This window comes from Ruegeria sp. CE12 (genome assembly GCF_056537525.1).
Map to the genome: position 1 here is coordinate 806,361 of NZ_JBQFRS010000001.1, position 19,894 is coordinate 826,254.

Genomic DNA, 19,894 nt, shown 5'->3' on the forward strand with positions numbered 1-19,894 from the left:
TCGGTCTCAGCTGGCGACCTTCGACAGAATCTGATCTGGGGTCAGCGGCTGCTGAGGCGTCTTTTTGATCGATTCCGAAACGTGCGCGCAGATCGGGGTCGGTACATTCACTTCAGCACCGATCCGGGTGATTTCACCTTGCAGACTGTCGATTTCGGTCGGACGGCCTGCCATCAAGTCATAGGCCATCGACAAACGTGCATTTGGATCAATGGTCAGCATCCGGGCAGCGATACGACTAAACAGGGGCGTAGGCAGACGCAGGATATGTGGCGTCATCCATGCAGGCAGCGGCGTGGTTGAGGCGACAGGATGCCCTGCAGCCTTGAGAACCCCCAAAGCTTCGGTCATCTGATCCGCCATGAGACGACGCCAGTTGCGATGCATAAGCTGTTCGCGCAGGGTTAGACCGGACAGTGCATTGAGCGCATTGTTAAGGTTGATGACAAGCTTACCCCACTGCACCGCCTCGATATCGTTGCTTTCGGTAACTGGCAGGCTGGGGCTGTTCAGCTGATCAGCCAGCGCACCCGGCCCGTTCTGAATAACGATATCACCCGAGGTTGCGCGGTGGTAGGTCGCCGCATCGGTTGGCACCACGTTGAATGGCACCATGCCTGCAAGGACATCACGATCTGGCAACACCGAGCGCAATGTGCGGGCGTTCTCCATTCCATTCTGCCACGACAAGACAGGTGCCGACTTGGGCGCATGGTCAGAGATCAGCTTGGCCATCTCAGCCGTTGCGCCGGTTTTGACCGTCACGATGATAACATCGGCATCCGCCAGACAGGCGGGGTCTTCGGTCAGCACCAGACCATCGGCCGGAACTGTGGTTCTCAGACCCGAGAAATCGCTTACCGTCAGATCTTGCTCACGTATTGGATCGAGTACGCGGGCGCGACCCAGCAGCGTGACCCGATGCCCTGCATCCGCGAGCAGAGCACCGCAATAGCAGCCAATGCTGCCCGCACCCGCGATGACAAGTTTCATGGTCGCCCTCCCCTTTCGGAAGAGGATTGCCGGGACCGCTCATACAGGCAAGCTTACCGTGACGTCGCAGAGCTGACGTCAGCGCGCCAGTCGCGGGCGGGTACGCTCAAGTTCGGCCGAGATCGGGATGAATTCCTGATCGTCACCGGGGGGCAGATGAAACGCACCGTTGGCCCAGTCGGCGGTTTTCCATTCACGGGTCGCGTTTTCGATCTTTTCCTTCGAGGAAGATACGAAGTTCCACCAGATATACCGCTCTTCATTCAGTGTCGCGCCACCCAGCAGCATCAGGCGCGCGCCCTCAGGGCCAGCCTTGACTGACAGATGGTCACCGGGGCGGAAAATCATCATATGACCCGCATCAAAATTGTCGCCAGCAACCTCAACTGAACCCTGAGTGACGTAGACACCACGGTCCTCATGATCGTCGGGCAATGGGAACGAGGCACCGGGTTCAAGCTGCACATCCAGATAAAAAGTCTCGGACAGCATCGAAACCGGGCTGGTTTCTCCATACGCAGATCCAAGGATCAGACGCGCGCTGACGCCTGCATCCTGAATATGTGGCAAGGCCCCCTGTTTGTGATGCTCAAACTCAGGCGCCATGTCTTCGTGCGCCTCGGGCAGCGCAAGCCAGGTCTGGATGCCAAACAAGCTGTGGCGCTTGCTGCGGGTTTCGTCACTGGTGCGTTCGGAATGAGTCACGCCCCGGCCAGCCACCATCCAGTTGACCTCACCTGGATAGATCATCTGATGCGTGCCAAGGCTGTCACGATGCTCGAACTCGCCCTGATACAAATAGGTTACGGTGCCGAGGCCGATATGGGGGTGCGGACGAACGTCGATGCCGCCTTCGGTAATGAACTCGGCCGGCCCCATCTGATCGAAGAAGATGAAGGGACCGACAAGCTGACGCTGAAGAGAGGGCAGCGCACGTCGCACCTCGAAACCGCCGATATCGCGGGCTCGTGGGATGATTAGCGTGTCGAGGGCGCTGTTTTGACTCGGGTTCCAGCTCATGACTGATCTCTCCATCTCGATCCGGGGTTTGAATTCATGAATTCACAGATAATGCGAGCCGGGATCTCATAAAGTGCGCGCACGCACAGATCGGGTGCGGATCGCGATGACCTTCGCTGTACTGTCCTGACTGGCTTCAGTTGTAGCACGATGGGGTTATTGCCAGAACGTCCTTAAAATAAACATCTTATCAGAACGCAAAATCTCTTTCCCTGATTGCGCCTGCTGGCTAAGGTCGCCGGAAGCAAGACAACCAACCGGGCGTATTACCCTTGATCTTCAGCAGTATTCTCTTTGTCGGTGGCACATTCGCGCTGACCTTCGGCAGCTATTTTCTGATGCGCTACGTGCTTGGTGAACACCGGGTGTTGGAATCGCAGGATCTGGCATCATCCACCGCATTTCGCATGGCTGCACTGTTGGGCCTGATGCTGGCGCTGGTGTTTTCTCAGGAGTTGTCCAACCTGAACAAGCTGAACCAGACAATCGGACGTGAGGCAAACAAGCTTGAAAGCGTGTTTCACGACCTGAAGCAGTATGGCGGCCCGGAAGCAACCGAACTGCAGCGAGACATTGCATTGTATGTACATGAGGTGATTGAGGTCGAATGGCCCTTGCTGGATGTAAACAAACAGCTCAGCCCCAATGCGGATCAACTCTGGGCAAAGCTTTACGATTCCATCCTGAACCTGCCCGCCCCGGATGATAGGCAGAGGTGGTTGCGCAATCGGATGCTGACACAAATTTCCGAGGTTGGGGATGAGCGCAGTACGCGTGAGATCGTGGCCCTGACCGACGTCAATCCGGCATTCTGGGTCATCACTTTTGTCGGGATTTCCGCAATTGCCGCGTCATTTCTGGCTTTCCCGCCGGTGTTTGGCAACATGATCTTGCTGACGATCTATGCGGGTTATGTCGGCACCGTGCTGTTTTTCATCAACAGCTTTGATTACCCGTTTTCAGAGTTTGGCGGTGCCCAGCCTGTGGCCTTGCAAATCCTGTTTGATCATTACCTTCAGCCACTTGTTCCCCCGGGCAGCGCACAGGGATAACAGAAAGAACCTAGGTCGGCGGCAGAACCGGTCGTCAGCGTGACAGGCGCTTTGCGTAGGTGGTTCGATTCATTTGGACCTCTTGCACCGTGATGCTGCCGACCCCAGGCAAGGCCGAGGCCAGCGCATCGAGGATCAGAGCGTTGAGCGCGGCGCGCGTGGATTCGCTGCGGCCCTGCATCAACAGCAGCGTGGCGTGGACGAATGTCTGACGATCGGTCCCAATCCGGTAGAACGCGACAGGGGTGGCCCGAATTTTCAACGCGTCGGCGTCGAACTCTTCATGTGCAGCCAAAACGGTGAAGAGGTCATTGCAGATCGCCTGAAAGTCATGGGTCTGTTCAAGACCTTCGGAAAATTCAAGGGTCACGTGAGGCATGGATTGCTCCGGAAAGTGAGGGCGGACCACAAGGACCCGCCCGATGACAGTTTTACACGCCCAGACACCAGCGCATGACCGCCTTTTGGGCGTGCAGCCGGTTTTCAGCCTCATCAAAGATGACCGAATTCGGACCATCCATGACTTCAGAAGTAGCCTCTTCCTCGCGGTGCGCAGGCAGGCAGTGCATGAACAGCGCGTCAGGTTTGGCGTGAGACATCAGCTCGGCATTCACCTGATACGGACGCAGCAGGTTATGGCGGCGTTCCTTGGCCGACTGGGAATCGTGCATCGAGACCCAGGTATCGGCAACCACCAGATCAGCGCCTTCTACGGCTTTGTACGGGTCACGCTCGACCACGATTTTCGAACCTTTCTGCCGCGCCAGCCCCATGAACTCTTCTTCGGGATCGAACTGGGCCGGGCCGGTGAAGGTCAGGTCAAAGCCGAACTGGCCTGCCGCATGCAAGAATGAGGCGCAGACATTGTTGCCGTCGCCGGTCCAGACTACCTTTTTGCCCGCGATCGGACCGCGATGTTCTTCATAAGTCTGAACATCTGCCATGATCTGGCAGGGGTGGGTGCGATCAGTCAGGCCGTTGATGACGGGAACATCGGAGTATTCCGACATCTCGGTCAGGATGGTCTCGTCAAAGGTCCGGATCATGATCATGTCGACATAGCGCGACAGGACGCGCGCGGTATCCGCGATAGTCTCGCCATGGCCCAGCTGCATATCCTTGCCGGACAGAACCATGGTCTGACCGCCCATCTGACGCACGCCCACGTCGAAAGACACGCGGGTTCGGGTGGATGGTTTTTCAAAGATCAGGGCAACCATGCGACCTGCCAGCGGCTGTTCGTCATCAGGGGCTGCCTTGGGGCGACCAAGGCGCGCCTGCTTCATCGCCGCGGCCTGATCGATCATGCCCCGCAGATCGGCAGCATCGGTTTTGTGTATATCGAGGAAGTGGTTCATTTCACTGTCACTTTTAGCTGTCGAGAGCTGGGGGCGCCGCCCCCGGACCCCCGGAGTATTTTGGAAAGACTAGGATCAGGCGGTGGCGAGGTTGACCTCGACCTGTTTGGCCGCTTTTTCGAGGCGGATCATGGCCTGCGCGATGTCGTCTTCGGTCAGCGTGAGCGGAGGCAGCAGGCGGATCACGTTATCAGCGGCAGGAACGGTGATAACCTCGTTATCATAACCGGCATTTACGACGTCGATATTGGTGGCCTTGCACTTGATGCCCAGCATCAGGCCCGAGCCGCGAACCTCTTCGAACACTTCGGGATGATCGGCAACCAGTCCCTCGAGTTTCTGACGCAACAAGCCAGCCTTGCGGTTCACACCCTCAAGGAAGGCAGGGGTTGCCACCTGATCCAGCACGGCGCACCCCACCGCGCAGCCCAGCGGGTTGCCGCCATAGGTGGAGCCATGCGTGCCAGCTGTCATGCCAGAAGCTGCATCTTCGGTTGCAAGAACGGCACCCAGCGGGAAGCCACCACCGATGCCTTTGGCGACCATCATGATGTCAGGTGTGATACCTGCCCATTCATACGCAAACAGCTTGCCGGTCCGGCCGACACCACATTGTACTTCGTCCAGGATCAGCAGCAGGCCGTTGTCATCACAGATCTGACGCAGCGCCTTGAGCTCCGCATCAGGCACAGGGCGAATACCGCCCTCACCCTGAATGGGTTCGATCATGATGGCGGCGGTCTTGTCGGTGATCACATTGGTCACGCCGTCCAGATCACCGAACATCACATGCACGAAGCCGGGCAACAGTGGACCGAAGCCTTTGGTCATCTTCTCAGACCCGGCCGCCGCAATACCAGCAGAGGACCGGCCGTGGAACGAACCGTCGAAGGTGATGATTTCGACCCGCTCGGGCTGGCCTTTGTCATAGAAATACTTGCGGGCCATTTTTACGGCCAACTCGCATGCTTCGGTACCCGAGTTGGTAAAGAACACGGTGTCGGCGAAGGTATGTTCGACCAGCTTGTCGGCCAGCGCCTGTTGCTGCGGAATCTGGTAGAGGTTCGAGACATGCCACAGCGCATGCGCCTGTTCGGTCAGCGCGTTGACCAGTGCCGGATGTGCATGGCCCAGCGCGTTCACGGCGATGCCCGCTCCCAGATCGAGGAAACGTCGCCCGTCCGCCTCGGTCAGCCAGGCGCCTTCGCCCTTCACAAAGCTGAGGGGCGCACGATTATAGGTCGGCAAAACGGACGGGATCATCGGATCATCCTTTTCGATAGGTTGAGCCCAGTGACTGATACACTGAGGCCGGGTTCGTCAACTAATTTGGTGGGATTTGCGCTGATTTGGACAGCACAAAGGGATCAAACGGGCCGGTTACGCGAAAAAGCGTCGGCGTCGGAGGCGCAGGATATGTGCGTGTTTGATCATGGGACGCCGTATAGCGACAGGAATGCGATCTGAAAACCCAAAATCCTGTAGTACCGGAATTCTGATGCGGTTTTGCATTTCCGGCTTGCCATTTGGCATCGGCTGCCGCACCGCTTACGCATGTTCGTTCCCAAGAGCCATAATCCGGCGCTGGCCGCCATTCTGATCTTTGCGGCAAGCGCATTGATTGCAGGCACCACGCTGCTGGCCAAGGCGCTAGGCACGGATACGTTGGGTCCGGCGCTGCATCCGATGCAGATCAGCCATGGCCGGTTCATGTTTGCCTTTCTGGTAATCATCAGCGCCGTAGCCATCCTGCGACCGCCCCTGCGACGGCCGCATTGGGGCCTGCACATTGGGCGGACGACCTTTGGCTGGACCGGAATCACTCTGATGTTTGCCTCGGTCGCCTATATCCCTATCGCGGATGCGACCGCGATTTCGTTTCTGAACCCGGTGTTTGCCATGGTTCTGGCGATCCCGCTGCTGAAAGAAGGTGTTGGTCCGTGGCGCTGGCTGGCGGCGGCTGTTGCCTTGACAGGTGCACTTATCCTGTTGCGCCCAACACCTGAAAGCTTTCAGCCTGCTGCCCTGCTGGCGCTGTCGGCTGCTGCGGTGATCGGGATGGAGTTGATCTTTATCAAAAAGCTTTCGGGCAAGGAAATCCCCATCCAGATTCTGCTGGTTAACAACTCGATGGGACTGACGATAGCCACTGTCGCGGTGATGACCGTCTGGGAACCTCCGACGCCCGAACAATGGGCCGCATTGGCGGGGATCGGTGTCCTGATGGCCTGTGCGCAGGCCTGTTTTGTCAATGGCATGGCGCGGGCAGATGCTTCGTTTGTGGCACCGATCAGCTATGCCACGCTGATCTTCGCGGCATTCTATGACTTTGCAGTGTTCGAGGTTGTGCCCGATATCGTGAGCGTCATCGGATCAAGCATCATCCTGACCGGTGCGCTGATCCTGGTCTGGCGCGAGGCACGCGCCAGAAGCAGCTAACAAATAATTTCCTACGGAATGTCTGCGGGCGACCCCCATGTCGCAATCCCTCATGAATCAAAAATCGAAAGGCGCAATTTGGGCACAGTTGATTAGAGAGATTGCGCCATGCATGAACGTCGTATTCCCGAATGGGTTCGCCATGCCCCAGCCCCGTCTGTTCGTGATTTCGGCATCCTTGCCGGATTCGAAGCCATTGTCCGCGGCATCCTGATATCCGTCTTTCCACTGGTCATGTACCGGGCACTTGGCGACGCCTCATCCGTCTCATTCCTGTATTTTCTGGTTGGGATCGTTTCGCTGGCAGCCGGGCTGATGGTGCCTTTTCTAATCCGTTTCGTACCGCGCAGATGGGCCTATTCCGCCGGCTGCGTCATGTTCATTGCCGGTGCCCTGTTGGCGATCGAAGGCAGCCCCGAGGCGGTCGTCGGCGCGCTTGCGCTGAACACCGTGGCTGCGGTTGTGACTTTCATCTGCTTTAACGCTTATGTGCTGGACTACATCAGCAAAATCGAACTGGGCCGCTGCGAAACCAGCCGCATGTTCTACAGTGCCTTAGGTTGGACCGCAGGCCCGATGGCCGGTGTATTGCTGATGGAGGTCTGGGCCCCCGCCCCCTTTGTCATTAGCGCCGTTGCAGCAACAGCCATGCTGATCATGTTCTGGGCGATGCGGTTGGGCAACGGAAAGCTGATCACCAAGGCACGCGGGCAAGCCAAGAACCCGCTGGCGTTTCTGCCCCGTTTCTTTGCTCAGCCCCGGCTGGTTGCTGGTTACCTGTTTGCGATGATCCGGTCCTGCGGTTGGTGGATCTACGTGGTGTATCTGCCGATCTTCGCTATCGAGAACGGTCTGGGGGAACAGCTGGGCGGCATTCTGCTGTCGGTCACTAATGCGATGCTGTTCGTTGCCCCGCTGATCTTGCGGTGGGTGCAGGGGCGTTCGCTGCGTTCGGCTGTACGGGTCGGATTTGCGGCCTGTGCCGCGTGCTTCCTTGCCGCTGGTTTCATTTCCAGCTGGCCTGTAGCATCGGTCGCGGCGCTGGTCTTTGGATCGGTCTGGTTGATCGTATTGGATATCTGCGCGGGTCTGCCCTTCCTGATGGCGGTCAAACCGTCGGAACGGACTGAAATGTCAGCCATCTATTCCAGCTACCGCGATGTCTCGGGCATTCTGACCCCGGGAGTTGCCTCGCTGGTCTTGTTGGTCACTCCGGTTGCAGGTGTCTTTGCCGCGGGTGGGTTTGCCCTGTTTGGCGCATGGGCCGTAGCAGCGCGGCTGCACCCTCGTCTGGGTCGACCCCGGGTGCCACTGCAGCCGGGATCACTGGCAGAACCGGCCTAGGCCTTGAGACGGTACCCGGTCCGCAACATCTGCCAGGTCAGTGCGCAGATCAACAGGGTCGCTGCCGAGCAGACGACAAGGCCCAGATAGGGCGAGCTGTCGGATACGCCGATCATGCCATACCGCAGCCCGTCGATCAGGTAGAACACCGGATTGACGTGGCTGATCCGGTTCAACAGCGGCGGCAAAGCGTCAACCGAGTAGAAAGTGCCGGACAGGAAAGCCAGCGGCGTGACGATGAAGTTGGTGATCGCTGCCATCTGATCGAACTTGTTGGCAAAGATGCCGGCGAACAGGCCCAGCGCACCCATAAACGCCCCGCCAAGGATCACGAAGAGCAAGGCAATCAGCGGATTTACAGGCACCAACCCAAGCACCAAGGCCAGCGCCGCAGCAACGACAAACGCGATGAGCACTCCGCGAGCGACACCCCCCGCCAGATAGCCCAGCAGAATCTCCAGCGGCGACAACGGCGGCATCAGCGTATCCACGATATTGCCCTGTACCTTGGCAATCACCATCGAGGAAGAGGTGTTGGCAAAAGCGTTCTGGATCACCGTCATCATCATGATCCCGGGTGCCAGGAAGGTCAGAAAAGGCACGCCCATTACATCCGGTCTGCCCGGACCAACGGCGATATTGAAGATCAGCAGGAACAATCCGGCGGTCACAAGCGGCGCCAAAAGCGTCTGCGTCCACACAGTCAGAAACCGCAGAGTTTCTCGTTGCGCAAGCGTATACAGCCCCATCCAGTTGACCACACCAAAACGGCGCGTGTCCTGATCTGTAAGATTCTGCATGCTCTGCCCCCAACTGATTCGAAGATAGCTTGTAACTCGGGCCGCAGTGATTAGAATAGGGGGCTGAGACGAATTCCGAAGGCGGCCCGAATCCGGGGCCGCTTTCCCGCTTTTTGAAAGGCTGACGATGTCCTGGACTGACGAGCGCGTAGAACTGCTAAAGAAAATGTGGGGCGAAGGCCAGTCGGCAAGCCAGATCGCCAAGGAACTGGGCGGTGTGACCCGCAACGCGGTGATCGGCAAGGTGCACCGTCTGGGCCTGTCGAACCGCGCAACCGGCGCAAGTCCGGCCAAGGCGGAACCCAAAGAAAAACCGGCACCCGCACCAAAGGCCGAGGCCAAGCCCAAGCCCGCACCAAAAACCGAACCGGCCCGCCCGACCCCGGCACCGGCTGCCGAGGCGAAACCGGCAACACCGCCACGTCGCCAGATTATTCCGGCCGGTCAGCCCCTGCCGCCGCAGCCTTCGGCCAATGAAATCAGCCCCGAGGCGCTGGCCAAGGTGAATGAGGTCGAAAAGAAAGCCAAGAAGCTGACCTTGATGGAACTGACCGAGAAAACCTGCAAATGGCCCGTGGGCGACCCCGCGACCGAGGATTTCTGGTTCTGCGGCCTGCCCGTTGAACAGGGCAAGCCCTATTGCGAAGCGCATGTGGGCGTGGCTTTCCAGCCCATGAGCTCGCGCCGCGACCGGCGGCGGTAAGACCTGTGCGCCAGGATCCGACAGCGATGGAGGATACCTGGCTTGCCCGGGCGAAACGATTGCTGGCGCTGGCCGAAACCGGCCAGCACTTTACCAAAGACCCGTTTGATCGCGAACGATACGACGAGATCGCGGATATGGCCCGCGCCATGCTGGCCGATCTGGGGCAAGTTCCGCTGTCGCGTATCGACGGTCTGATTTCCAAACACGCGGCAGGATATGCCACGCCCAGCATCGATATTCGCGGTGCGATTATCCGTAATGAGCGGATCCTGCTGGTGCGCGAGCGCAGTGACGGGAAATGGGCAATGCCCGGTGGCTTTGCGGATATCGGCAGCTCTCCGGCAGAAAACATCGAGCGTGAAGTTCTGGAGGAGGCCGGGCTACGCGTACGGGCGCGGCATCTCTATGCACTTCGCCATAAGGCGCGGCATCCCTACCCGGCAGACGCACGGGATTTCTATAAGCTGTTTTTTCTGTGTGATGAGACCGGATCTGATGAACCGGTGGCTGGAGAGGAAACCAGCGAAGCCGATTTCTTTATGCTAGATACGTTGCCGGAACTGTCGCTGACCCGGTCCCTTAGGCAGGACATAGAAGCAGCGTTTGAAGCGTGCAGAAGCAGCCAAAATACAACCCGATTTGACTAGACTGAAAGCACGACAATGATCTGGATGTTAGCAACTGAGTCTACTGGCACCTACTCCGTTGACATCGACTTTCTGAATGGCGATTGGGACAAGAACACCTTGGAAGATATGTCGGTCGATATTGGCCGCAAGCCGCTTATGCGCGCAGATTACTATCAGTCCGGGCGACGGGTGAAGACAGACTTTTTACCTACCAGAGCCAAACGGAGTGGAGCAGGAACGCAACCAATCGAAGACTTTAAGGATGTTCGATTGGCTCAAATTTGCTCGGGCGCGTTTCGTGACTTGGTCGAGAAGTTTGATCCGGGGGTACATCAATTCGAACCTTTGAAGATACTCGATCGCGATGGCCAACCTGAGAAGCGCGATTTTTTCTGGTTTTTTCCCAGCGTTCGGCTTCATGCACTCGATCCAAACCGTGTGATTCCTCCTCTGAATGGCCTAGGATATTACGACCAGACAATCCCACCCGCTGAATGGCATTTTGTTTTTCAACAAGCCATTGTGGGTTCGCATGACGTATTTTGCACGGCAGAAGTTCACAACCTTATCTTTGTTTCCGACCGGATAAAGCAAGCGATTGAGACAGCGAGCTTTCCGGGAATAAGGTTCGTCGGCCCTTACGACCTGTCCTGACCCCTACTGCGCAGGATGCGAAGGTAGGTCCGGCATCGGCACCCAGCCCGGCAAATCGTCAGGTGAGACCGAGACATGCAGCCGTTCTGATCTGTCTCGCCCCACTTTCCGATGCTTGCGCAGTAGGAAAATCTTGCCCCAGCCGCGCCATGTTCCGACCGATGTTGCGTTGGGATCGGTGGGGAAACGGTCTCGCCAGCCTTCAGGCAGGGGCAGACCGTGCAATTCGGCTTTGTCCAGCATCCAGACCAGTGAAATGTTGCTGAGGGGCCGGGCCTCTTCATAGCCGTTCAACTGGCCGCCGACATCACCATGGGTGCCGCGGAACCAGACCTGATCGACATGGCCCTTGAATTCGGGCGTACATGTCCACAGCACGGGCTCGTACACTTCGCGCGTCTCGTCCAATGCCATGGCGTGGTAGCCGTGGCGGATCGATGGTCCCAAGCGGTGGTTATGGAATGCATGGCGTTCCTCGGCCCAGCGCCAGAGCAATGGCAGGCGCAGACCCAACGCTTTGACGGTGTCCCAGACACCCACCATTTCGATCGCCACTTCTTCGTGGCAGAAATTGCGACGAAAATCGCGTGCAGCCGCACCGCCTGGATTGCATTCGTAATGGCGGTAAGCTTGTTTGATATTACGTTCGGTCGCGTGTTCAGCTTTGAGAAGGCCGATCATGTCGAGTACGCCAGCAAGGCTGCGCACACCGTAAGCGCCCCGCGAATAGCCGATGAAATAAATCCGGTCTCCGGGTTTGTAGCGCGATGCGAGATAGCCATAGGCACGACGGATCTGGCGATTGATCCCGCGCCCCATCATCACATCCAGCGAGGATTTCCAGTTCTCCCACTGCACGCCCGCCTCGTAGAACACCGACACGCTGCTGCCCATTTCGCAGCAAAGGCGATAGGTCTGCCCGGCATGGGTTTCATAGCCCTGCTCCAGCGTGGACATGGTGCCATCAAGGATGATGACATGGCTGATCGGTTCGCGGTGGCGCGTCTCGGCAGAGTGCTCGGACCGTAAGGGACGTCCGAGCCATCCCAGAACCTTTTTACTCAGCCGCGACAGAACCATGCGTCAGCAATTCCCATACTTTGTGAGGTGTGAAAGGCATATCCGCCTGCCGCACCCCATGATCCCAGAGCGCATCCTGCACCGCATTTGCCACAGCGGCCAGCGCGCCCACGGTGCCTGCCTCGCCACAGCCTTTCATGCCCATCGGGTTGGCCGTTGACGGAACCGGCGCCGAGGTAAACTTAATCATGGGTACGTCTGCTGCGCGGGGCAAGGCGTAATCCATGAACGTTGCCGTGAGCAGTTGTCCTTCGGCATCGTGGACAACGTGTTCATTCAGCGCCTGCCCGATGCCCTGAACTACCCCGCCATGCACCTGCCCTTCGGCCAGCATCGGGTTGATAAGGTTGCCGAAATCATCAACCACAGTGTAGCGGTCAACGGTCACGACACCGGTGTAAGAATCGATCACGACCTCGGCAACATGGGCGCCATTCGGATAGCTGCGTGCCTCAAGCGTTGCTCGGGCTTCATGCTGCAAAAGGTCGGTACGGCCATCAGCACGCGCCATATCAGCCGCTTCGATTAGGGTCGGCGTCAGGTTGGAACCCGGCGCGCGAAAGGTTTCATGGTCGAAGATCACATCGCTTTCCTCGACCCCCATCTTATCAGCAAGATACGGCGTGAATGCGGCAACCATCGTATCGACCGTGACCAGCGTTGCATTGCTTTGCGTGGTGACCGAACGTGATCCGCCGGTTCCGCCCCCTTGCGCCAGCCGGTCGGAATCGCCCTGAACAACATTGATCCGATCCGCAGGAATCCCGGTCTGATCCGACAGAAACTGTGCATAGACAGTCTCATGCCCTTGCCCGTTTGATTGTGTCCCCACATAAAGGTTCACGGTCCCGTCCTCGCAAAACTCGACCTTTGCACCTTCGGAAGGATCACCCAAAATGCTTTCGATATAGTAACAAAGCCCCTGCCCGCGGATCAGGCCACGTTCGGCGTCCTTAGCTTTGCGTCCGGCAAAGCCCTGTGTCTGGTCGCCAGCACGCGAGAGGACCATATTGAAATCGCCCACATCATAGGTCTCACCGGTTGCTGTCGAATAAGGGAACGCGCCTGGGCGTATGAAGTTTCTGCGCCGCAGTTCCCATGGATCGACGCCCAGTTCGCGCGCCGCGCGGTCTATGACGCGTTCCAGCACATAGATTGCCTCGGGACGGCCCGCACCTCGATAGGCGTCGACCTGCGTGGTGTTGGTGTAAAACCCCTCAACCCGCAGATAGGTGGTTTGAACTTCGTAGACCCCCATCAGAACCTTGCTGAAAAGGTTGGTCTGGATCGCCTGCCCGAAGTGACTGTTGTAAGCCCCCAGATTGACCTTGCTGTGCACCCGGTAGGCGGTAATGCGATTGTTTTCGTCAAAGGCCAGCTCGGCCAGCGAGGTCAGATCGCGGCCATGGTGATCGGACAGCATCGCCTCGGTCCGGCCCGACATCCAGTGCACGGTTCGGTCCAGCTTCATCGCGGCCGCGGCAATCGAGAAGTATTCGGGATAGGGCATGGCCTTCATACCAAAACCACCACCGACATCCGGGGTGGTTACACGAATGGATTCCGCATCAAGCCTGAGCTTCTGGGCCAGCTGCGCCTTCATCCCCCAAACGCCCTGCCCCCCATATGAGAAGTGCAGGCGACCATCGCTCATACTGGCCTGACAGCCTCGTGGCTCAATCGAGTTCACGATGACCCGATTGTCATGAACGTTCAGGGAAATCGTGCGTGCAGCAGCTTGAAAGGCGGCTTCGGTTGCAGCCTCATCCCCCATGCCCCAGTCAAAGGCGCGATTATCCGGTGCCTCGGGATGCAGGGTTTCCCCCCCGGCTTGAAGATCCAGCTTGGCGGGCAGATCATCCGTGTCCATCCAGACCAGCTCAACTGCATCATGGGCTTGTTCCGGCGTGTCTGCGATCACCACCGCCACCGGTTCACCCACGAAACGCACGCGACCCTTGGCCAGCATGTGTCGCGCGGGTGCAGCACCCGAGGACCCATCGCGGTTGGGCACGACCGTTGCACTCATTTCTGTATCAAAGCCTGCATCGGTCAGATCATCGATTGTCAGGACCAGGTGCACTCCATCAGCCTCACGCGCGGCATCCAGATCAAGCGAGGTGATTTCGCCATGGGCAACCGGGCTGCGAAAAAACACTGCGTGCAGCGCATTCCCGGGGGTCGCGTCATCTATGTATTGTCCCTGCCCGGTCAGAAACCGCTGATCCTCGGTCCGTTTGACCGATTGGCTTTTGCCGAATTTTTCCATTGCCTGATCCTCTGTCTGCCCACCGTCGCGACACTAGCTTTCTGCCAATTGATGTCCAGAGCCCTGAACATGGACGTGAGGCGACCTGCGTGTCGCAAAAAGCAATGCCAGATCCGGAATGTGCTTCGTAGTCTGGAGATGTGGTTCAGCCTGATGGAGATATCATGACAAACCCAATTGCCCTGACGAACGGTCGCCTGACACCAGAGCAGATCGATGATTACTGGGAAAGCGGCTTTGTCTTTCCGATACCTGTGTTCAACAACTCGGAAGCAGCTGATCTGCGCTCCGAACTGGAAGAGATCGAGCGTGACTGGCGCGAGGCTGACCTGCCGCTGCCCCTGAACATGTACAAACGCGTGAACGCGCATGTGGTGATGCCGCTGGTGACACGCATAGCGCTGGATGCGCGGGTGCTGGATGTGGTTGAGGGGGTTCTGGGACCTGACCTGCTGTTGTGGTCGGCGGAACTGTTCATCAAAGAGCCGCACACCAAGCAGGTGGTCAGCATGCATCAGGATCTGACCTATTGGGGCATGGGTGAGACACCGGATCAGGTAACGGCGTGGATCGCACTGTCACCTGCGACGGTCGAGAGTGGATGCATGGATTTTGTCAGGGGCAGTCACAAGAACCCGATCCTGCCGCATACCGACACTTTCTCGGACAACAACCTTCTGTCACGTGGGCAAGAGATTGCGGTTGAGGTAGCCGAAAAGGACAAAACCCATATCGAACTGCAGCCGGGTCAGATGTCATTGCATCACGGCCTGACCATCCATGGCTCGGGGCCAAACGTGTCGGAAGACCGGCGCATAGGTCTGGCGATCCGATACCTAAATCCAAACGCACAGCAAAAGGTAGCTGATCGCGATTATGCCATTCTGGCGCGGGGTGAGGACCGGGTCGGGAACTTTGTTCACATCCCGGAGCCGACCGGGTTGTTCGCTGCCAACGCGTTGGATCTGCATGCGCGTATCCGGGCCGATCAGACCAAGGCACTGGCCCAGGGCGCGACCGAGACCCTGCATCTGTATGAACCTGCACCACCAAAGGCGGGTTAAACAGCCGCGCAGACCCTTCCCCTTCCCTTACGCATTCGCTATTGCAGGCGCTGACCCGAGATTGATGACGCAGGACGCACCCCATGGCGATGGAAAAGACATTCAACGCGGCCGAGGCCGAGGCCCGCATCTACAAGGCCTGGGAAGAGGCCGGAGCCTTTAAGGCAGGCGCGAACAAATCGCGCGACGAAAGCTTTACCATCATGATCCCGCCGCCGAACGTGACGGGCGCGCTGCATGTGGGCCATGCGTTCAACAACACGCTGCAGGACATCCTGACCCGCTGGCACCGTATGCGCGGGTTCGACACGCTTTGGCAGCCCGGTCAGGACCATGCCGGTATCGCCACGCAGATGCAGGTCGAGAAAATGCTGGCCGCCACCCAGCAGCCCGGCCGGCGCGAGTTGGGGCGTGAGGCGTTTCTGGACAAGGTCTGGGAATGGAAAGGCGAATACGGCGGTACGATTATCGAGCAGCTGAAACGTCTTGGCTCGTCCTGCGACTGGTCGCGCAATGCCTTCACCATGGCAGGTGCGCCGCGCGACCCGCGTACCGGCCATGAGAACTCGCCGAACTTCCACGACGCGGTCATCAAGGTCTTCGTCGACATGTACGAAAAGGGCCTGATCTATCGCGGCAAGCGTCTGGTCAACTGGGACCCGCATTTTGAAACCGCGATCTCGGACCTCGAAGTCGAGAATATCGAAGTTGCGGGTCACATGTGGCACTTCAAATACCCGCTGGCCGGTGGCGAGACCTATACCTACGTCGAAAAAGACGAAGACGGGAACGTCATCCTCGAGGAAGAGCGCGATTACATCTCGATCGCTACGACCCGCCCTGAAACCATGCTGGGCGACGGCGCGGTTGCGGTTCACCCCTCGGATGAGCGGTACGCTCCCATCGTTGGCAAGCTCTGCGAAATCCCGGTTGGCCCGAAAGAGCATCGCCGCCAGATTCCGATCATCACTGATGACTACCCTGATCCCGATTTCGGCTCGGGCGCAGTGAAGATCACCGGCGCGCACGACTTCAACGACAATATGGTCGCCAAGCGTGGTGGCATTCCGATGTACCGCCTGATGGATACCAAAGGTGCGATGCGGGCCGATGGTGCACCTTACGCGGAAGAAGCTGACAAGGCACAGGAATACGCGCGCGGCGAAGAATTTACCGAGAATGAGATCGACGCGATCAACCTGATCCCCGACCACCTGCGCGGGCTCGACCGGTTCGAGGCACGTGCGAAGGTGGTTGAAGAGATCACTGCTGACGGTCTGGCCGTGATGACCCGCGCGGATGATCCACGTCTGGGATCGACCGCTCTGAAGCCCGATCACGAAGGCGCGGACAAGCTGGTGCCGCTGGTTGAGAGCAAACCGATCATGCAGCCCTTCGGCGACCGCTCGAAAGTCGTCATTGAGCCGATGTTCACGGACCAGTGGTTTGTGGACGCCGAAAAGGTTGTCGGCCCCGCGCTGGACGCGGTCAAGGACGGCACGGTCAAGATCATCCCCGAGTCGGGCGAGAAAACCTATTACCACTGGCTGGAAAACATCGAGCCCTGGTGCATCTCGCGCCAGCTGTGGTGGGGGCATCAGATTCCGGTTTGGTATGGGCCGTCACTGAAGCCGGAAAACACGACGTTCGATGGGTTCGACTATGATGGCGAACTGGTTCCATTCTGCGCAGCGACGAAAGAGGAAGCGGCCAAGCTTGCTAGAGATTACTACGGCGTTGATGAAGTCCTCGATGTCGCTGAGAGTCATACCGATGCCTACAATTGGCACGCAGAGCTTAAGGACAACTTCGGAAAGACAAGTTTCGTAATCCTCGAGCGCGACCCCGACGTCCTCGACACTTGGTTCTCGTCTGGCCTCTGGCCCATCGGCACTCTGGGCTGGCCCGAGCAGACTGAGGAGCTGGAACGCTACTTCCCCACGGACGTTCTCATCACCGGCTTCGACATCCTGTTCTTCTGGGTCGCCCGGATGATGATGATGCAGCTGGCCGTGGTGAACGAAATCCCGTTCCACACCGTCTACCTGCACCAGCTCGTCCGCGACGAGAAGGGCAAGAAGATGTCCAAGACCACCGGCAACGTCATCGACCCGCTGGAGATCGTGGACGAGTTCGGCGCCGATGCGCTGCGCTTTACCAACGCCTCGATGGCGGCAATTGGTGGCGTGCTGAAACTGTCCAAGGAGCGTATCACCGGCTACCGCAACTTCGGCACCAAACTGTGGAACGCCGTGCGTTTTGCCGAGATGAATGAGGTCTTCACTGACGCCGTGCCGCAGCTGGACGTGGCCGACCTGAGGCCCAAAGCCGCCGTGAACCGCTGGATCATCGGTGAAACCGCCCGCGTGCGCGAAGAGGTCGACGCGGCGCTGGAGAGCTATCGCTTCAACGACGCGGCGAACGGGCTTTATGCCTTTGTCTGGGGCAAGGTCTGCGACTGGTACGTGGAACTGTCCAAGCCATTGCTGCAGGGTAATGACGCCGAGGCACAGGCCGAGACCCGAGCCACCATGCGCTGGGTTCTGGATCAGTGCATGGTCCTGCTGCACCCGATCATGCCCTTCATCACCGAAGAGCTGTGGGGCCTGACCGGTAGCCGCGCCAAGATGGTCGTCCACGCCGACTGGCCGACCTACGCCGCTGCTGACCTGATCGACGCGGATGCGGATCGTGAGATGAACTGGGTAATCTCGGTCATCGAAAACACCCGTTCGGCACGTGCTCAAATGCGCGTTCCTGCAGGCCTCTATGTGCCGATGCTGGTGACTGAGATCGACGCCAACGGCCAAGCCGCTTGGGACCGCAACGAAGCGCTGATCAAGCGCCTTGCACGGATCGATAGCCTGACCAAGGCGGATGAACTGCCTAAGGGCACCATCTCGATTGCCGCCCCCGGCGCGTCCTTCGGCCTGCCGCTAGCCGACATCATCGACATCGGCGCGGAAAAGGAACGGCTGGAAAAAGCCAAGGGCAAGCTGGCCAAGGAACTGGGCGGTCTGCGCGGGCGCCTGAACAACCCCAAATTTGTTGCCTCGGCTCCGGAAGAGGTGGTTGCCGAAGCCAAAGCCAACCTTGCAGCCCGCGAAGAAGAAGAAGCGAAACTGGACGAGGCGCTGGCCCGACTGGCGGAAATCGCCTGACCCTTCTTCAAAATCGAACGCTTTGAACCCCGCTGAGCCCAGCCCAGCGGGGTTTTCATTTACCCAACGGCTTTTCCCCTTGTTCCCAGCGGCTTGTGGTTGTTAGCAATTCCTCAAATGATCTTGAGGCAGTGATGGCACGTCCCCTTCCCCCAGTGCAGACGATTTCAACCGGCCTTGTGGTGGCCGTGGTCGGCTTTTTCAGCTCTTTCCCGATCGTGCTGCAAGGCCTCGCTGCCATGGGTGCCTCGGCAGCTGAATCCGCATCCGGGTTAATGATGGCTGCAGTGGCGATGGGGCTGGCGGCGATCTTTCTCAGCCTTTGGTACAAGCAGCCGATCAGCGTGGCCTGGTCCACGCCTGGGGCGGCGTTGCTTGCAGTTTCGGCGACACCAGCCACAGGATTCTCGGGTGCGGTAGGTGCCTTCCTGTGCGCCGGAGCGCTGACCGTTCTGGCAGGCCTTTGGCGACCGCTGGGACGGTTGGCGGCAGCAATACCAACCACACTGGCGCAAGCCATGCTGGGCGGGGTTCTGCTGCCGTTGTGTATCATTCCGTTCAAGGCGGCAGTTGAGCTGCCATGGCAGGCGCTGCCCGTCATCCTGACTTGGTTTGTTGCGGGGCGGATCAACCGGCTGATCGCAGTTCCTGCTGCGGTTATTGCGGCGGCAATCGTCGTTGTTCTGAATTCGGGCGACAGCTCGGTCCGGCCCGAGCATCTGGTGGCTGCTCCTGTCTGGACCATGCCAACCTTCTCGGTCGCTTCGGCAGTGGGGATCGGCATCCCACTGTTCATCGTCACTATGGCAACACAGAACATCCCCGGTATCGCGGTGATGCGCAGCTTTGGCTACTCGCCGCTCGCCGGCAGGCTGTTCTCGGCCGTTGGAAGTGCCAGCATCTTATCCGCGCCGTTCGGAGCACCCGCCACCTGTCTTGCCGCCATCACTGCAGCGATGTGCTCGAACGAAGACAGCCATCCAGACCCGAACCAGCGATATTGGTCGGCGGTCATGGCAGGTATGTTCTACTGCGTTTTCGGCGTCTTTGCGGTGGCGATTACCGGATTCGCAGCCCATGCCGATCCGATGTTGATGGGGACATTGACGGGTATTGCCCTGATCGGCGTCATGGCAAACGCGACCTTTGCCGCGCTCGAGGTTCCTGCCGAACGAGAGGCTGCAATCCTGACCTTTGCGATCACCGCCTCGGGCATCACCGTATTTGGCTTGGGCGCGGCGGTCTGGGGCTTGGCGGCAGGCGGAATTGCGTATCTGGTTACCAAGCGGGCGCGGTGAGCGCTTTCGCCTGCACCCGGGGTGGAG

General features: G+C 58.7%; 17 protein-coding genes. 9 read left to right on the forward strand and 8 right to left on the reverse strand.

Annotated elements, in window-relative coordinates; translation table 11 throughout:
- Positions 1–6: 6 nt before the first annotated feature.
- Positions 7–993 carry a 2-dehydropantoate 2-reductase gene (locus tag ACR0IO_RS04080; protein ID WP_480739685.1) on the reverse strand — a complete coding sequence of 329 codons (987 nt, stop codon included), beginning with the start codon at positions 991–993 and terminating at the stop codon, positions 7–9.
- Between the two features lie 78 nt (positions 994–1,071).
- Positions 1,072–2,013 (reverse strand): pirin family protein, encoded by a 942-nt coding sequence (locus ACR0IO_RS04085; RefSeq protein ID WP_480739686.1) that lies wholly within the window; start codon positions 2,011–2,013, stop codon positions 1,072–1,074.
- 272 nt (positions 2,014–2,285) lie between these two features.
- On the opposite strand from ACR0IO_RS04085, the gene ACR0IO_RS04090 reads away from it, so the two are divergent.
- Complete coding sequence (locus ACR0IO_RS04090; RefSeq protein ID WP_480739687.1) at positions 2,286–3,065, forward strand: bestrophin-like domain; 780 nt, start codon at positions 2,286–2,288, stop codon at positions 3,063–3,065.
- A 34-nt stretch (positions 3,066–3,099) separates the two neighbouring features.
- On the opposite strand, the gene ACR0IO_RS04095 is transcribed toward ACR0IO_RS04090, so the two are convergent.
- The 3 genes from ACR0IO_RS04095 to ACR0IO_RS04105 all read right to left on the reverse strand — a co-directional run bounded on the left by ACR0IO_RS04095 (position 3,100) and on the right by ACR0IO_RS04105 (position 5,686).
- A complete protein-coding gene (locus ACR0IO_RS04095; protein WP_480739688.1) occupies positions 3,100–3,444 on the reverse strand; it encodes a 5-carboxymethyl-2-hydroxymuconate Delta-isomerase in 345 nt (114 codons plus the stop codon).
- Positions 3,445–3,496: 52 nt separating this feature from the next.
- Positions 3,497–4,423 carry an ornithine carbamoyltransferase gene (gene argF, locus ACR0IO_RS04100; RefSeq protein ID WP_155144992.1) on the reverse strand — a complete coding sequence of 309 codons (927 nt, stop codon included), beginning with the start codon at positions 4,421–4,423 and terminating at the stop codon, positions 3,497–3,499.
- Positions 4,424–4,498: 75 nt separating this feature from the next.
- The gene (locus tag ACR0IO_RS04105) at positions 4,499–5,686 is read right to left on the reverse strand and encodes an acetylornithine transaminase (protein ID WP_480739689.1); all 1,188 of its coding nucleotides are present in this window, start codon (positions 5,684–5,686) and stop codon (positions 4,499–4,501) included.
- A gap of 291 nt (positions 5,687–5,977) precedes the next feature.
- Here ACR0IO_RS04105 and ACR0IO_RS04110 point away from each other — a divergent pair, with 291 nt between their 5' ends.
- Positions 5,978–6,862, forward strand: coding sequence for a DMT family transporter (locus ACR0IO_RS04110; protein ID WP_480739690.1), 885 nt, complete (start codon positions 5,978–5,980; stop codon positions 6,860–6,862).
- Positions 6,863–6,970: 108 nt separating this feature from the next.
- Positions 6,971–8,206, forward strand: a complete 1,236-nt coding sequence (locus ACR0IO_RS04115; RefSeq protein WP_480739691.1) for an MFS transporter — start codon at positions 6,971–6,973, stop codon at positions 8,204–8,206.
- Here the strand turns inward: ACR0IO_RS04115 and ACR0IO_RS04120 are convergent.
- Positions 8,203–9,006, reverse strand: coding sequence for an ABC transporter permease (locus ACR0IO_RS04120; protein ID WP_480739692.1), 804 nt, complete (start codon positions 9,004–9,006; stop codon positions 8,203–8,205). The two genes, ACR0IO_RS04115 and ACR0IO_RS04120, sit on opposite strands and share 4 nt — an antisense overlap.
- A 127-nt stretch (positions 9,007–9,133) precedes the next feature.
- Between ACR0IO_RS04120 and ACR0IO_RS04125 the strand changes: the two genes are divergently transcribed.
- From ACR0IO_RS04125 to ACR0IO_RS04135, 3 genes are read left to right on the forward strand one after another with little or no spacing between them, the layout of a single operon-like run.
- Positions 9,134–9,709: a GcrA family cell cycle regulator gene (locus tag ACR0IO_RS04125; protein WP_480739693.1), complete on the forward strand. Its 576-nt coding sequence runs from the start codon at positions 9,134–9,136 to the stop codon at positions 9,707–9,709.
- A 26-nt stretch (positions 9,710–9,735) separates the two neighbouring features.
- A complete protein-coding gene (locus tag ACR0IO_RS04130) occupies positions 9,736–10,359 on the forward strand; it encodes an NUDIX hydrolase (RefSeq protein ID WP_170331295.1) in 624 nt (207 codons plus the stop codon).
- Between the two features lie 15 nt (positions 10,360–10,374).
- Positions 10,375–10,995, forward strand: coding sequence for an imm11 family protein (locus ACR0IO_RS04135; protein WP_480739694.1), 621 nt, complete (start codon positions 10,375–10,377; stop codon positions 10,993–10,995).
- 3 nt (positions 10,996–10,998) lie between these two features.
- Here ACR0IO_RS04135 and ACR0IO_RS04140 read toward each other — a convergent pair whose 3' ends face one another.
- Positions 10,999–12,075: a DUF2235 domain-containing protein gene (locus ACR0IO_RS04140; RefSeq protein WP_170331291.1), complete on the reverse strand. Its 1,077-nt coding sequence runs from the start codon at positions 12,073–12,075 to the stop codon at positions 10,999–11,001.
- Positions 12,053–14,344, reverse strand: coding sequence for a xanthine dehydrogenase family protein molybdopterin-binding subunit (locus tag ACR0IO_RS04145; RefSeq protein WP_480739695.1), 2,292 nt, complete (start codon positions 14,342–14,344; stop codon positions 12,053–12,055). Before ACR0IO_RS04145 ends, ACR0IO_RS04140 begins: the two co-directional genes overlap by 23 nt.
- Positions 14,345–14,508: 164 nt before the next feature.
- On the opposite strand from ACR0IO_RS04145, the gene ACR0IO_RS04150 reads away from it, so the two are divergent.
- The 3 genes from ACR0IO_RS04150 (at position 14,509) to ACR0IO_RS04160 (ending at position 19,867) form a co-directional block, all read left to right on the forward strand.
- A complete protein-coding gene (locus ACR0IO_RS04150) occupies positions 14,509–15,408 on the forward strand; it encodes a phytanoyl-CoA dioxygenase family protein (RefSeq protein ID WP_480739696.1) in 900 nt (299 codons plus the stop codon).
- Positions 15,409–15,491: 83 nt separating this feature from the next.
- Complete coding sequence (locus ACR0IO_RS04155) at positions 15,492–18,569, forward strand: valine--tRNA ligase (RefSeq protein ID WP_480739697.1); 3,078 nt, start codon at positions 15,492–15,494, stop codon at positions 18,567–18,569.
- 134 nt (positions 18,570–18,703) lie between these two features.
- Positions 18,704–19,867, forward strand: a complete 1,164-nt coding sequence (locus ACR0IO_RS04160; RefSeq protein WP_480739698.1) for a benzoate/H(+) symporter BenE family transporter — start codon at positions 18,704–18,706, stop codon at positions 19,865–19,867.
- Positions 19,868–19,894 lie beyond the last annotated feature (27 nt).